The sequence below is a fragment of the Hydrogenophaga sp. PBL-H3 genome (genome assembly GCF_010104355.1).
GTDB lineage: Bacteria > Pseudomonadota > Gammaproteobacteria > Burkholderiales > Burkholderiaceae_C > Hydrogenophaga.
The window spans coordinates 970,289-983,287 of sequence record NZ_CP044972.1 but is presented as its reverse complement, the minus strand read 5'-3'; the positions used below and the strand labels follow the sequence as shown (position 1 = coordinate 983,287).

General features: G+C 66.7%; 14 protein-coding genes. 9 read left to right on the top strand and 5 right to left on the bottom strand.

What is annotated here, in order from left to right; all coding sequences use genetic code 11:
• Window positions 1-2: 2 nt before the first annotated feature.
• From F9Z44_RS04745 to F9Z44_RS04715, 7 genes are all read left to right on the top strand, one after another.
• The gene (locus tag F9Z44_RS04745) at window positions 3-905 is read left to right on the top strand and encodes an SMP-30/gluconolactonase/LRE family protein (protein ID WP_159604056.1); all 903 of its coding nucleotides are present in this window, start codon (window positions 3-5) and stop codon (window positions 903-905) included.
• Window positions 906-978: 73 nt separating this feature from the next.
• On the top strand, window positions 979-1,941 hold the full coding sequence (locus F9Z44_RS04740) for a TRAP transporter substrate-binding protein (protein WP_159604054.1): 963 nt from the start codon (window positions 979-981) through the stop codon (window positions 1,939-1,941).
• 69 nt (window positions 1,942-2,010) lie between these two features.
• Window positions 2,011-2,499, top strand: a complete 489-nt coding sequence (locus F9Z44_RS04735) for a TRAP transporter small permease (RefSeq protein ID WP_159604052.1) — start codon at window positions 2,011-2,013, stop codon at window positions 2,497-2,499.
• The gene (locus F9Z44_RS04730) at window positions 2,490-3,779 is read left to right on the top strand and encodes a TRAP transporter large permease (protein WP_159604050.1); all 1,290 of its coding nucleotides are present in this window, start codon (window positions 2,490-2,492) and stop codon (window positions 3,777-3,779) included. Before F9Z44_RS04735 ends, F9Z44_RS04730 begins: the two co-directional genes overlap by 10 nt.
• Before the next feature lie 19 nt (window positions 3,780-3,798).
• Window positions 3,799-4,776 (top strand): Bug family tripartite tricarboxylate transporter substrate binding protein, encoded by a 978-nt coding sequence (locus F9Z44_RS04725; RefSeq protein WP_159604048.1) that lies wholly within the window; start codon window positions 3,799-3,801, stop codon window positions 4,774-4,776.
• Between the two features lie 37 nt (window positions 4,777-4,813).
• Window positions 4,814-5,725 (top strand): 5-dehydro-4-deoxyglucarate dehydratase, encoded by a 912-nt coding sequence (gene kdgD, locus F9Z44_RS04720; RefSeq protein ID WP_159604046.1) that lies wholly within the window; start codon window positions 4,814-4,816, stop codon window positions 5,723-5,725.
• Window positions 5,726-5,730: 5 nt separating this feature from the next.
• Complete coding sequence (locus F9Z44_RS04715) at window positions 5,731-6,792, top strand: aldose epimerase family protein (protein WP_159604044.1); 1,062 nt, start codon at window positions 5,731-5,733, stop codon at window positions 6,790-6,792.
• Between the two features lie 114 nt (window positions 6,793-6,906).
• Here the strand turns inward: F9Z44_RS04715 and F9Z44_RS04710 are convergent, their stop codons facing one another.
• From F9Z44_RS04710 to F9Z44_RS04690, 5 genes are all read right to left on the bottom strand, one after another.
• Complete coding sequence (locus F9Z44_RS04710; protein ID WP_159604042.1) at window positions 6,907-8,163, bottom strand: Hsp70 family protein; 1,257 nt, start codon at window positions 8,161-8,163, stop codon at window positions 6,907-6,909.
• Window positions 8,164-8,318: 155 nt separating this feature from the next.
• On the bottom strand, window positions 8,319-8,810 hold the full coding sequence (locus F9Z44_RS04705; RefSeq protein WP_159604040.1) for a VOC family protein: 492 nt from the start codon (window positions 8,808-8,810) through the stop codon (window positions 8,319-8,321).
• A gap of 137 nt (window positions 8,811-8,947) precedes the next feature.
• Window positions 8,948-9,190: a DUF2789 domain-containing protein gene (locus F9Z44_RS04700; protein WP_159604038.1), complete on the bottom strand. Its 243-nt coding sequence runs from the start codon at window positions 9,188-9,190 to the stop codon at window positions 8,948-8,950.
• Between the two features lie 56 nt (window positions 9,191-9,246).
• Entirely contained in the window at window positions 9,247-9,621 is a 375-nt protein-coding gene (locus F9Z44_RS04695; protein WP_159604036.1) for a hypothetical protein, read from the bottom strand.
• Window positions 9,618-9,986: a glutaredoxin domain-containing protein gene (locus F9Z44_RS04690; protein WP_159604034.1), complete on the bottom strand. Its 369-nt coding sequence runs from the start codon at window positions 9,984-9,986 to the stop codon at window positions 9,618-9,620. The genes F9Z44_RS04695 and F9Z44_RS04690 overlap by 4 nt, the downstream gene beginning before the upstream one ends.
• Before the next feature lie 140 nt (window positions 9,987-10,126).
• Between F9Z44_RS04690 and rpoH the strand changes: the two genes are divergently transcribed.
• The gene (gene rpoH / locus F9Z44_RS04685; RefSeq protein ID WP_159604032.1) at window positions 10,127-11,074 is read left to right on the top strand and encodes an RNA polymerase sigma factor RpoH; all 948 of its coding nucleotides are present in this window, start codon (window positions 10,127-10,129) and stop codon (window positions 11,072-11,074) included.
• Between the two features lie 118 nt (window positions 11,075-11,192).
• On the top strand, window positions 11,193-12,977 hold the full coding sequence (locus F9Z44_RS04680) for a sensor domain-containing diguanylate cyclase (RefSeq protein ID WP_159604030.1): 1,785 nt from the start codon (window positions 11,193-11,195) through the stop codon (window positions 12,975-12,977).
• Window positions 12,978-12,999: the final 22 nt, after the last annotated feature.

Here is a 12,999-nt window from a genome sequence, read left to right as displayed (position 1 = left end):
CCATGAACGCCACCGCCGAACTGCTGGTCGACGCGCGCAACGGCGTGGGCGAAAGCCCCGTCTGGGACGCGCAGCGCCAGTGCCTGTTCTGGGTCGACATTCCCGGCCGCGCGCTCTGGTCCTGGAACGCCGGCACCGGCGAGGCGCGCCAGTGGCCCACGCCCGAAATGACCGGCTGCATCGCACTGGCCGCAGGCAGCGAGGCCTCACCGCACGGCCGCTGGGTCGCCGCGATGGAAACCGGCGTGGCGCTGCTGGTACCGCATGACGACGGCACGCTCACGCACGAACCAAGGGCCAGCGTGCAGCACCCACGCAGTGGCATGCGCTTCAACGACGGTCGCTGCGACCGCCAGGGCCGGCTGCGCGCCGGCACCATGGTGATGGACATGTCGCTCGCGGCCGCAGCGGGCAGCGTCTACGCGCTCGACGGCGCGCAGCCGCGCGTTTTGCTGGGCGGCCTCATCACGCCCAACGGCATGGCCTTCAGCCCAGACGGAAAAACGATGTACCTCTCGGACTCGCACCCCGACGTGCAGACCGTGTGGGCCTTCGACTACGACACGGACACCGGCACGCCACACCGCCAACGCGTGTTCATCGACATGAAGCCCCTGCCCGGCCGGCCCGACGGCGCGGCGGTGGATGAGGACGGCGCCTACTGGATCTGCGGCAACGACGCCGGCCTGGTGCACCGCTTCACACCCGACGGCCGGCTCGACCGTTCGATCGCCGTGCCGGTGAAGAAGCCCGCCATGTGCGCCTTCGGCGGCAGCGGCCTCGACACCTTGTTCGTCACCTCCATCCGGCCCGGTGGCGATCTGTCCGACCAGCCGCTGGCCGGTGGCGTGTTCGCGCTGCGCCCCGGCGTGCGCGGACTGCCCGAGCCCCACTGCAAAACCTGATCACCCCATTCCGACAAGAGGCCCCAGGCCCCCACCCTGTTCCTTCCACCCAACCGACGACACCGAGGACGACATGAACTTCAAACCCCTGCTCACCATCGTGGCTGCTTGCGCCGCCTTCTCCGTCCAAGCCACCGAGTTCCGCTCGGCCGACACCCACAACGCCGACGACTACCCCACCGTGGCCGCGGTGAAATACATGAGCGAGTTGCTGGAGAAGAAAAGCGGCGGCAAACACAAGATCAAGGTCTTCAACAAACAGGCCCTGGGCAGCGAGAAGGAGACCATCGACCAGGTGAAGATCGGCGCGCTCGATTTCACCCGCGTCAACGTGGGCCCGATGAACGCCATCTGCCCGCTCACGCAGGTGCCGACCATGCCCTTCCTGTTCAGCTCGATTGCGCACATGCGCAAGTCGCTGGACGGCCCGGTGGGTGACGAGATCCTCAAGAGCTGCGAGTCGGCCGGTTTCATCGGCCTGGCGTTCTACGACAGCGGGGCGCGTTCGATCTACGCGAAGAAACCCATCAAGACGGTGGCCGATGCCAAGGGTCTGAAGATCCGCGTGCAGCAGTCCGACCTGTGGGTCGCGCTGGTCAGCGCCATGGGCGCCAACGCCACGCCCATGCCCTACGGCGAGGTCTACACCGGCCTGAAGACCGGTCTGATCGACGCGGCTGAAAACAACATCCCATCGTTCGACACCGCCAAGCACGTCGAGGCCGTGAAGATCTACTCCAAGACCGAGCACTCCATGGCGCCCGAGATCCTGGTGATGTCCAAGGTGATCTACGACAAATTGCCCAAGGCCGAGCAGGACATGATCCGCGCCGCCGCCAAGGAGTCGGTTGCGTTCGAGCGCCAGAAGTGGGACGAGCAGGAAGCCAAGTCGCTGGCCAACGTGAAGGCCGCTGGCGCCGAGATCGTCGAAGTGGACAAAGCCTCGTTCCAGGCCGTGATGGGTCCGGTGTACGACAAGTTCATGACCACGCCCGACATGAAGCGCCTGGTCAAGGCCGTGCAAGACACCAAGTAAGCGCCGCCTTCATTTCTCACCTCACTCCAGCCCTCTTCCGCCCCGGCGGGAGAGGGAGCAAGGCTGCCCATGTTTACGAAATTCTGTGCCGCGCTGTCCAAGCTGTGCCTGATGCTCGCCGTGATCGGACTGATCGCGGTCGTGCTCTGTGTGCAGTGGCAGGTCATTGGCCGATACATCTTCAACGACACGCCCACCTGGGCCGAAGCGCTCGCCATGTTGCTGGTGCTGTTCGTCACCGCCTTCGGCCTGGCCGTGGGCGTGCGAGACGCCGGCCACATCGGCCTGGAATCGCTGGTCAGCCTGCTGCCCGAGCGCTGGCAGCACCGCATTGAAATCCTGATCCACGCGCTGGTGGGCACCTTCGGCGCGCTCATGGTGCAAAGCGGCTGGATGTGGATGGCCGCCAAGTGGGGCGAGAAGAAACCCATGCTGCCGGTGCCCGACGGCATCGACTATTTGCCCATCGTGATCGCCGGCGCGCTCATCGTGCTGTTCTCGATCGAACACATCATCGCGCTGCTGCGCGGCACCGTCGTGGAGCCAGCATGGAACTGACCGTCTTGGGGTTGAGCTTCACCCTGTTTCTGATCCTGGGCGTGCCGGTGGCGTTCGCTATCGGCCTGTCTTCGGTGGCCACGATCCTGGTGGCGGGCCTGCCGGTGGCGGTGGTGTTCCAGAAGATGGTGGGCGGCATGCAGGTGTTCAGTTTCCTGGCCATTCCCTTCTTCGTGTTCGCCGGCGAGCTCATGCTCTACGGCGGCATCGCCGACCGAATCGTGCGCTTTGCCAACAGCCTGGTGGGCCATGTGCGCGGCGGTCTGGGCATGAGCAACGTGGTGGGCTGCACGCTGTTTGGCGGCGTGGCCGGCTCGCCGCTGGCCGACGTCTCGGCCATCGGCTCGGTGATGATCCCGCTGATGAAGAAGGAGGGTTACGACGCGGACTACGCGGTCAACGTGACCACCCACGCCTCGCTGGTCGGCGCCATCATGCCGACCTCGCACAACATGATCATCTTCACGCTGGCCACCTCGGGCATCGCGTCGGTGAGCGTGCTCAGCCTGATCCTCGCCGGCCTGGTCCCGGCGCTGATCCTCACGCTGTGCAACCTGGGCGCGGCCTACTACGTGGCGGTCAAGCGCGGCTACCCCACACGCGGCAAGTTCCAGGGCTGGGGCGAGGTGATGCGCTCGTTCGGCGCGGCGCTGCCCGGCCTGCTGGTGATCGTGATCATCCTCGCCGGCATCCTCTCGGGCGCGTTCACCGCCACCGAGTCGGCGTCCATCGCGGTGGCCTGGGCACTGGCCATCACGGTGCTGGTGTACCGCACGCTGTCGTGGAGCAACTTCCTCAAGGCCTGCGCCAAAGCCTGCAAAACCACCGGCGTGGTGCTGCTGCTGATCGGCATCTCGGCCGCCTTCGGCTACTTCATGGCGCTGTACGAGGTGCCCCAGCTCACCGGCGAGCTGATGAAGTCGGTGTCGGACAAGCCCTGGGTGATCTTCCTCATGATCAACGTGCTGCTGTTCGTGCTGGGCACCTTCCTCGACATGGCGGCCACCATCCTGATCTGCACACCGATCTTCCTGCCGATCGCCATGCAGTTCGGCATGGACCCGACGCAGTTCGGCATCGTGATGCTCATCAACTGCGCGCTCGGCCTGAACACCCCGCCGGTGGGTTCGGTGCAGTTTGTCGGCTGCGCCATCGGCGGCATTTCGGTGGGCCAGGTGATGCGCACCATCGCCCCGTTTTACGGCGCACTCGGCGTGTGCCTGCTGCTCGTCACCTACGTGCCGGCTTTCTCGTTGTGGCTGCCCGGCCTCGTCAAATAACCCCCCCAAGGAGCTCACCATGTCATTGAACCGTCGGCAAGTCATTGCCGCTTCCGCAGCTTCCGCCGCCCTGGCCACCGTGGGCTTGCCGGCGCATGCGCAGAGCTTTCCCAGCAAGCCGGTGCGGCTCATCGTGCCCTACCCACCGGGCGGCTCGTCCGACATCATCGCGCGCGCCATCAGCCAGTTGCTCTCGGAGAGCCTGGGCCAGCCGGTGGTGGTGGAGAACCGGGCCGGCGCCAACGGCAACATCGGTGCCGACCTGGTGGCCAAGTCCGCGCCCGACGGCCACACCCTGCTGCTGTGCGACGTGGGCGCGCTGGCCATCAGCCCGTCGGTCTACACCAAGCTGGCGTTCAACCCCAGCAAAGACCTGCGCGGTGTGACCATGCTGGCCTACTCGCCGCACATGCTGGCCGTGCACCCCTCGGTCAAGGCCAACAACCTCAAGGAGCTGGTCGAGCTGTCCAAGACCTCCGACCTGAACTTCGCGGTGACGGCTGTGGGCAGCGCACCGCATGTGGCCGGCGTGGCGGTGCAGCGCGCCACCGGCGCCAAGTGGATCTACGTGCCTTACAAGGGTGGCTCGCAGGCCGTGACCGACACCGTGGCCGGCCAGACCCAGGTGATCATGAACGGCATGCTGGCCACGCTGCCGCATGTGCAGAGCGGGCGCCTCAAGGTGCTGGGCATCTCCAAGAAAACGCGCATGCCGCTGGTGGGCAACGTACCCACGCTGGCCGAGCAGGGCGTGACCGGTTTCGAGTCCGGCACCTGGCAGGGTGTGCTGGTGGCCAACGGCACGCCGCCAGCCGTCATCGCGCGGCTCAACGCCGAGCTGATCAAGATCATCCGCAGCCCCGACGTGCGCGCGCGCCTCACCGGCCAGGGCGCCGAAGTGATCACCATGCAGCCCACCGAGCAGGACACCTTCTTCGAGCGCGAGCGCAAGCGCTGGGGCGAGGTGGTGGCCGAAGCCGACATCAAGCTCGATTGATTTTCTTCAGCCGATTTTTCAACCAGAGGACCCCTCCGTGAATCCCCAGGATCTCAAATCCATTGTCAGCAGCGGACTGCTGTCGTTTCCTGTGACCGACTTCGACGCCCAGGGCGAGTTCAACGCCAAGGGCTACGCCGCGCGGCTGGAGTGGCTGGCGCCCTACGGTGCCAGCGCCCTGTTCGCCGCCGGTGGCACCGGCGAGTACTTCTCGCTCTCGGGCGCCGAATACGGCCAGGTGATCAAGACCGCGGTGGACACCTGCCGCGGCAAGGTGCCCATCATTGCCGGCGCCGGTGGACCCACCCGCACCGCCATCGCCCATGCACAGGAAGCCGAGCGCCTGGGCGCGCACGGCGTGCTGCTGCTGCCGCACTACCTCACCGAAGCCGGCCAGGAAGGCCTGATCGCGCACGTGGAGCAGGTCTGCAAGAGCGTGAAGTTCGGTGTGATCGTCTACAACCGCAACGTCTGCAAGCTCACACCCGAGTCGCTCGCGATCCTGGCCGATCGCTGCCCCAACCTGATCGGCTTCAAGGACGGCGTGGGCGACATCGAGATGATGATGTCGATCTACCTCAAGATGGGCGAGCGCTTCTCCTACCTGGGCGGCCTGCCCACGGCCGAGGTGTACGCCGCGGCCTACAAGGCGCTGGGCACGCCGGTGTATTCGTCGGCGGTGTTCAACTTCATCCCGAAGACCGCGATGCAGTTCTATGAAGCCGTGCGCACCGACGACCACGCCACGCAGCACCGCTTGCTCAAGGACTTCTTCATGCCCTACCTCGACATCCGCAACAGGGGCCAGGGCTATGCGGTGAGCATCGTGAAAGCGGGTGCCCACCTGGTCGGCCACGGCGCAGGTCCGGTGCGCGCGCCACTCACCGACCTGAAGCTTGCGGAGATGGAACAGCTCGACCGGCTCATCAGCGCGCTCGGCCCACAATAAGGGCGATGAGCCCTTCTGCCTTTCCCCATCTGCTCGATCCGGCGCGCTTCGAAGGCGCAGTGGACGGCCGGCCCACCGCCCTGTTCCTGCTGCGCAATGCGCGTGGCGCGGTGGTGGCCATCACCAACCTGGGTGCCAAGGTGCTGCAGATCGTGGTGCCGGACCGTCATGGGGTGCTGGACGACGTGGCGCTGGGATACGGATGCCTGGATGACGTGCTCGCCGGTTCGCCGTCCATGGGTGCGTTCGTGGGCCGCTACGCCGGGCGCATCGGCGGCGCGCGGTTCACGCAGGGCGGCACCGAGCACCGTCTCACGCCCAATGCGGGTGCGCACTGCATCCACGGCGGGCCGCGCGGCGCGCGGCACCGCGCGTTTGAAGCCCGGCAGATCGACGCGCAGACGCTGGAACTGCACCACCGCTTCCTCACCGCCGAGGACGACTTCCCCGGCACGCTGGACCTGCGGCTCACCTACCGACTGTCCGACGACAACGCACTGGTGATCGAACACCTGGCCACCGCGCTGGACGACCCTGGCCCGGCGAGTTTCACCAGCCACATCTACTTCAATCTCGATGGTGTGAACAGTGAAGCCCAGCGCATCGACGGCCATGTGCTTCAGGTGCCGCAGGCGCACACGGTGCTGGCCACCGGGGCCGACGGCATCGCCACCGGCGGCCTGGTGTCGCTGGAAGGCCATGTGCACGACCTGCGTTCAGCCAGGCGTCTGGGCGACCTGCCCGACATCGACCTGAGCTACCCGCTGGAGCACAAGGCCACAGGCGCCGCACGCCTGTGCGCGCACCTGCGCAGCGAAACCAGCGGCCGCACGCTCGATGTGTGGACCACGGAGCCCTTGCTGCAGGTGTACACCGCCGGCCAGCTGGGCACCGCCGAGCAGCCCGATGTGGGCAAACGGGGAGTGCGGCACCGCCCGCGTTCGGCCGTCTGCCTGGAGCCGCAGTGGTTTCCCAACGCGCCCAACTGCCCCGCGCTGCCACAGAACGTGGTGACGCCCGGGCAGCCCTACCGGGCCACCACGGTTTACCGCTTTGGTGTGAACTGAACCCAGCCGCGCCTGCGCGCACCGACAAAACGGGTTCATGCAGCGGTAGGCCCGGACAACGCCGCTGGAACGTGCCTGCCCTTTCACCTCACCCGGACGACCCAGCTCCAGCGTTCACGATCGGCTGTACGCCAGCCCCGAGGCCACGCCGCCGAACAGATCCCCCTCGACCATGGCCACACCGGGAAACTCGGCCTGCAGCGCGCGCTGAAACGGCCGCAGCGCCGATGAACCACCAGTGAGGTAAATGGCGTCCAGCGTGCCATCCGTCAGGCCGGCGCGCAGCACGCATTCGCGTGCGCAAGCCACGGTGCGGGCGAGCAAGCTGCCCAGGTGGTCGCGCATGGCATCGGCGTCCATGGCCGCGCCCAGCCCACGCTCCACGTCCGACAGGTCCACCTGGGTGGCGCCGTCCTGCTCCGAGCAGCGGATCTTGGCCTGCTCCACCTCGTGGGCAATGCGGTGGCCGTCGCGGTGCTTGAGCACCTTCATCAAACGCTCGTGCAGCGCGACGTTGGTGTAGTTCACGCGCAGCTGCTGCGCCTGGCTGAGGGCGCGCGGCTGGTACAGCCACTGGATCAGGTGCCAGGTGGAGAGATCGAAGAACACGCGGCTGGGCACCTCGCGCTGCTGCGGCCCCAGGTGCTTGTAGCCCAGCAGGGGCATGACCTGTTCCAGGCTGAGCTTGTGGTCGAAGTCGGTGCCACCGATGTGCACGCCGGTGGTGGCCAGCACGTCGTCCGCGCGCTCGGTCAGCTTCATGCGCTGCGGACCCAGCCGCACGACGGTGAAATCGGAGGTGCCACCGCCCAGGTCCACCACCAGCACCACGCTCTCGCGCTCCAGCCGCCGCTCGTAGTCCAGCGCAGCCGCAATCGGCTCCAGCTGGAACGACACCTGCCGAAAACCCACCGCCTGCGCGGCCTGCAACAGGGAGTCTTGCGCCAGCGCGTCGCGCTCCAGATCGTCGTCGACAAAATGCACTGGTCGGCCCATGACCACCTTGGTGGGTGCCACGCCCAGCGACTGCGCGGCGCGCTCGCGCAGCGCGGCCAGGAAGGTGGCCACGATCTCCTGGAAACTGATCTGCTGGTGGTTGACCACCGTGGTCTCCAGCAACAGCGGACTGCCCAGCAGGCTCTTGAGCGAGCGCATCAGCCGGCCCTCGGTGCCGGCCAGGTACTGCGCCACCGCGTCGCGGCCGAAATGTGTGCTGCTGTCTTCCGAGTTGTAGAACACCGCCGTGGGCATGGAGACCGCCGCGCCCTCCAGCGGAATCAGCCGCGCCGTGCCCCGCACATCGGCCCAGGCCATGGCCGAATTGGATGTGCCGAAATCAATGCCGAGCGTGCCGTGGAGCGGAGGAGTCATGGGGGAGCAGGTGGGGAGCGGTATAGAAGAGGCCCCCGAGGCACGAACGCAAGCGCCGGCTCATGGGGAGCGCGGATTCTGCCACCGTTGTGTGGCAGGCTCGGTGTGGCTCGATCCGGCTTCTTGCCGCGTCCACCGGACGCAAGCCTAGCGGCTCAACCAGGGGCTTGTGCGCGCCGCGCCGCTTCGATCGCGGCGATGTCGATCTTTCTCATCGTCATCATGGCGTTGAAGGCGCGCTGGGCCGCCGCGGGGTCGGGGTCGGCGATCGCCGCCATGAGGGCGCGCGGGGTGATCTGCCATGACACCCCCCAGCGGTCCTTGCACCAGCCGCACTCGCTTTCCTGCCCCCCATTGCCGACGACTGCGTTCCACAAGCGGTCGGTCTCGTCCTGGTCGTCGGTGGCGATCTGAAACGAGAAAGCTTCGTTGTGCCTGAAATGCGGTCCGCCGTTGAGCCCGACGCACGGGATGCCGGCGACGGTGAACTCGACCGTGAGGACATCGCCCTGTTTGCCGTCGGGATAGTCGCCCGGCGCCCGGTAGATGGCACCCACCGCGCTGTCGGGGAAGGTCTCGGCATAGAACCTGGCGGCATCAAGGGCGGTGCCGTCGTACCAGAGGCAGATCGTGTTCTTGCTGGCCATTTCGGGTCTCCTCAAAAATCGAAGTGTCCACGATCACCTCGGCAAGCGTGCATCGGCGTCCCCGTGGATGGCACTGCGCCCACCTTGCGAAGATCTGCAGGCCCCAGCGATGTCCCTTTGCGTCAAAGACCGTCAGCTCATGCCGCCGGCCCCCGCAGCGCCCCGTTCAGTTGATCCACCACCTCCGCCCAGTCGGCGTCCTCCAGGAGCTCCTCGCGCAACAAGGCGCTTTGAGCATCCGTCCAGAACGGCGCATCGGCCAGGCGCACATCGTCTGCCAACGGTGAGTGGGTGCGCAGGAACGCAGCGATGGAGGCGGGGTCGGACGACAGGCCGAGCTGGGCGAACAGGTCAGAGAAGCGGTGGAACGACGTTTCCATGGCGGTTACCTTGTGGACAAATGAGTGGCCTACAGGTTACTCCCCACAACGCACCATCAACGAGCCGGGAGTTCTTCCCGTGCTTCCACCGCCAGCTGGCGCACGACCGAGCCGGAGGCTGCGGCCACCGCGCGCACGCGCAGCGCCCGACCGGTGGGCAGTTCGATGCGGCAGTGGTAGTCCAGCCCGTCGGTCTGGCCGGGGCTGCTGCTGGCAATGCGGCGCGACCACTTCTGTTTGCCGTCCAGCTCGACCGTCAGGGCATGCCAGGCACCCGCCAGCGGCTGGGGCACCCGCACAAGGAGGGCAATATCCACGTCGAACGTGCGGTGCCGCTCCAGCGAGCCCGGAATGTCGAGCACCGCCACCGACGCTCCGCCCACATCGCAGCGCCACACCTCGGGCTTGGGGGGTCGGGATGCCGGAATCATGCGGCCAGAAGCTGCTTCAGTTCACCCGTCTCGGCGAGCCGTTGCACGTCTTGTGCACCACCCACCAGCACACCACGCACGAACACCATGGGGAATGTTGGCCAGCCAGTCCACATCTTGAGGGCATTGCGCCGGCGCCACTGCGAAAAGTAGCTGCCGATCTCCAGGTAACCATGCGCCACACCGGCGGCATCCAGCGTCTTGCGGGCCTTGCCCACCCAGGGGTTGCCCGCCATGCCGAACACCATCACAGCGTTGGAGGCCACCTCGGCCTGGACCTGGCGCAGCAACTCGTTGTTGAGGTTGGCCACTTTTTGCTGAATGGCGGGGTGGATGGCGGCTTCGTCGAGAACGGGGCGTGGCATGGTTTTGTCCTGGTGGGTTGGCGCCCCGAACTGTAGTGGCATCGGGAAGGCCTTGTGGGCCCGGGTTTGTGGAACTTCGTCCTTAGCACTCAGTCACAGAGAGTGCTAATATTCTTCCAACAGTCCTGAGGAGGTTCTGCATGTCCCACTCACTTGCCCCCATTTCCGCCGCCACCAGTGGTCAGGTCGCCGTGGCGAATCCCTGGGCTCTGGTGCCGCCCCTGGGCAACCTGGATGCCTATATTTCCGCGGTCAACCGCCTGCCGCTGCTCACGCTGGACGAAGAGCAGAAGGCCGCGCGCCGCCTGCGCGACGACAACGACCTGGAAGCCGCGGGCCAACTGGTGATGTCGCACCTGCGCCTGGTGGTGTCCATCGCGCGCCAGTACCTGGGCTATGGCTTGCCCCACGGCGACCTGATCCAGGAAGGCAACGTCGGCCTGATGAAGGCGGTCAAGCGCTTCGACCCCGACCAGGGCGTGCGCCTGGTGAGCTACGCCATGCACTGGATCAAGGCCGAGATCCACGAATACGTCTTGAAGAACTGCCGCATGGTCAAGCTGGCCACGACCAAGGCGCAGCGCAAGCTGTTTTTCAACCTGCGCTCGCGCAAGCAGGGCTTTCGCTCCGACGCGCTGGACGGCGACACCCACCGCGAGGTGTTGAGCGACGTTGAGGTGGGCATCATGGCCAAAGAGCTCAACGTGAAGCCGGAAGAAGTGCGCGAAATGGAAACGCGCCTCTCGGGTGGTGACGTGGTGCTGGACCCGACGCCGGGCGACGATGGTGAAGACGCCTTCGGCCCCATTGCCTATCTGGCGGACGCCACCCACGAGCCCACCGCCGTGCTGGAATCGGCCGAGCGCGATGCCTTGGCCACCGAGGGTGTGGCGCTGGCCATGAGCGAACTCGACGACCGTTCGCGTCGCATCGTGAGCGAGCGCTGGCTCAAGGTGAACGACGACGGCTCTGGCGGCATGACGCTGCATGAGCTGGCGGCCGAATACGGGGTGAGTGCCGAGCGGGTGCGCCAGATTGAAGTGGCGGCCATGAAAAAGATGCGCAAGGCGCTGGCCGCCTACGCTTGAGCGCGGACGCCACCGTCTGCGTCCACCCCGGTTGCCTTGGCGTCCGGGGTTTTTTTTCGCCTGTCGCGCACCGGCGTCGGGCATGAGCGGAAGCCGGCCTTCATCCTCACGAGACACAATGAACGCCTTCCTGCTTTCGCGCATCTGGCGCATCGACCCGCTTGTGACTCCATTTCTCCGCCTGTGCGCCTTCATCGGCCTGACGTTGTACGCACTCAACTCGGCCTGGGCTCAACCGGCGCCTCTGCCCCGCCCCCTGATGCTGGACGGGAGCCAGAACACCCTGTCTCTGGCCGGGCGCAGCACCTTCTGGGTGGACGCCAGTGGCGCGATGACACCCCAACAACTGGAAGCCCGGTACAACGACCTGCCCTTTGGCGTGCGGGCGCCAGGCAGCCGCGTGCAACTGACTCAAGGTGCCGTGCTGTGGGTTCGCTTTGACGCCGAGGTCAAGGACAACAGCGCGCACTGGGAGCTGGAGCTCACCCACTCGGGCACCGACCGGGTGAGCCTGTTTCACCGCCGGGCCGACGGGGGCTGGCACGCGCAGCACGCAGGCGACCGCCTCGCCGTGCGCGACTGGGCCTACCCCGACCGCTACCCGGTGTTCGCGCTCGATCCACGCGTCGACCAGCCCGTGACCTACTGGGTGCGCATCGAACACGCCCGCGTGCCGTTCTCGGGTGAACTGCTGGTCCACAACCACAACACCCTGCGCGAACTGCGCATCCACCAGCAGTTTCTGCTGGGTGCGTACTTCGGCATGGCGGCGCTGCTGGTCGCCACCGCCGTGGCCAACGCCCTGGTGTTCCGCGACACCAGCTTTGCAGCCTACGCGGTGTACGTCACCGTGCTGGGCCTGGCGCTGGCCGCGTCGCTGGGCGTGGGCGGACAGTTCGTGTGGCCGGCCTGGCCCCGCTGGAACGGCCTGGCCGAGTTCGTGCTGCTGCCGCTCACGGCCGTCTCGGGCCTGCTGTTCGTGCGACATGTGGTGCAGCCACGGCGCATTGGTCGTGGTCTGGACCGGCTGGCCCTGAGCCTGGCGGGCGTGTTCCTGGTGCTGACCGCCTGGGACGTGGTGCGCCCCACCGCCTCCAGTCTGCAAGCCGTGACCGCCGCCGGAGCGCTGACCATGGTGCTGGTGTACGCGATGCTGTGGGCGGCCTGGCGCACGGGAGACCGCTGGGTGCGCTGGATCGCGCTGGGCATCCTGCCGGTGCTCATCGCCGGCACGTTGCCGGTGTTGCGCAACTTCGGTCTGGTGTCCTCGGGCTTCCTGTCGCAATACGGCATGGTGATGGCTGCGGCCATCGAAGCGCCCTTGCTCATCTACGGCCTGCTGCAACGGTCGTCCATGCAACACGAGGCGCAAACGCGCGCCCGTGCGCTGGCGCTGACCGAACCGCTCACAGGACTGACCAACCGCCACAACTTCATGCTGCGCCTGCACGAAAGCCTGGTGCGTGCCCAGCGCTACCAGCACCGCAGCGCGCTGCTGCTGATCGATCTGGACAACCACGCCTGGTTTGCCGACACCCACGGACGTGAGGTGGCCGACCGGGCTCTGGTGCTCACGGGTTCGTTGTTGAGATCGGTGGCACGCGACGTGGACACGGCCGGTCGGGTCAACGACAGCACACTGGCCCTGCTGATGGAAGGCCCGGTGCGTGAAGCCCAGGTGGTGGCCGCAGCCACGAGCATCGTGGCAGGGGGCTTGCGCCCGTCCAGCCAGTTGCCGGTGGGTGCCACGTTGAAGTTCAAGGTGGTGCTGGCATTGCTGCCCGACGCAGCCAGCGGCTCCGATCTGGAGAGCAACGCACAAGCCCACCTGGACTGGCTGGGCACGGGCCTGGGCACGCTGCGTCAGGACGGCCGCAGGACCATCCTGAAACTCAACTTCTGATCAGGGCGAGGATTCGCCGCCG

What these genes read in the sequence shown, in the direction of transcription:
- F9Z44_RS04680 (WP_159604030.1), top strand. Translation starts at nt 11,193, where the DNA reads ATGAACGCCTTCCTGCTTTCGCGCATCTGGCGCATCGACCCGCTTGTG.
- F9Z44_RS04745 (WP_159604056.1), top strand. Translation starts at nt 3, where the DNA reads ATGAACGCCACCGCCGAACTGCTGGTCGACGCGCGCAACGGCGTGGGC.
- F9Z44_RS04700 (WP_159604038.1), bottom strand. Translation starts at nt 9,190, where the DNA reads ATGGAAACGTCGTTCCACCGCTTCTCTGACCTGTTCGCCCAGCTCGGC.
- F9Z44_RS04690 (WP_159604034.1), bottom strand. Translation starts at nt 9,986, where the DNA reads ATGCCACGCCCCGTTCTCGACGAAGCCGCCATCCACCCCGCCATTCAG.
- F9Z44_RS04705 (WP_159604040.1), bottom strand. Translation starts at nt 8,810, where the DNA reads ATGGCCAGCAAGAACACGATCTGCCTCTGGTACGACGGCACCGCCCTT.
- F9Z44_RS04725 (WP_159604048.1), top strand. Translation starts at nt 3,799, where the DNA reads ATGTCATTGAACCGTCGGCAAGTCATTGCCGCTTCCGCAGCTTCCGCC.
- F9Z44_RS04735 (WP_159604052.1), top strand. Translation starts at nt 2,011, where the DNA reads ATGTTTACGAAATTCTGTGCCGCGCTGTCCAAGCTGTGCCTGATGCTC.
- rpoH (WP_159604032.1), top strand. Translation starts at nt 10,127, where the DNA reads ATGTCCCACTCACTTGCCCCCATTTCCGCCGCCACCAGTGGTCAGGTC.
- F9Z44_RS04710 (WP_159604042.1), bottom strand. Translation starts at nt 8,163, where the DNA reads ATGACTCCTCCGCTCCACGGCACGCTCGGCATTGATTTCGGCACATCC.
- F9Z44_RS04740 (WP_159604054.1), top strand. Translation starts at nt 979, where the DNA reads ATGAACTTCAAACCCCTGCTCACCATCGTGGCTGCTTGCGCCGCCTTC.
- F9Z44_RS04695 (WP_159604036.1), bottom strand. Translation starts at nt 9,621, where the DNA reads ATGATTCCGGCATCCCGACCCCCCAAGCCCGAGGTGTGGCGCTGCGAT.
- F9Z44_RS04730 (WP_159604050.1), top strand. Translation starts at nt 2,490, where the DNA reads ATGGAACTGACCGTCTTGGGGTTGAGCTTCACCCTGTTTCTGATCCTG.
- F9Z44_RS04715 (WP_159604044.1), top strand. Translation starts at nt 5,731, where the DNA reads ATGAGCCCTTCTGCCTTTCCCCATCTGCTCGATCCGGCGCGCTTCGAA.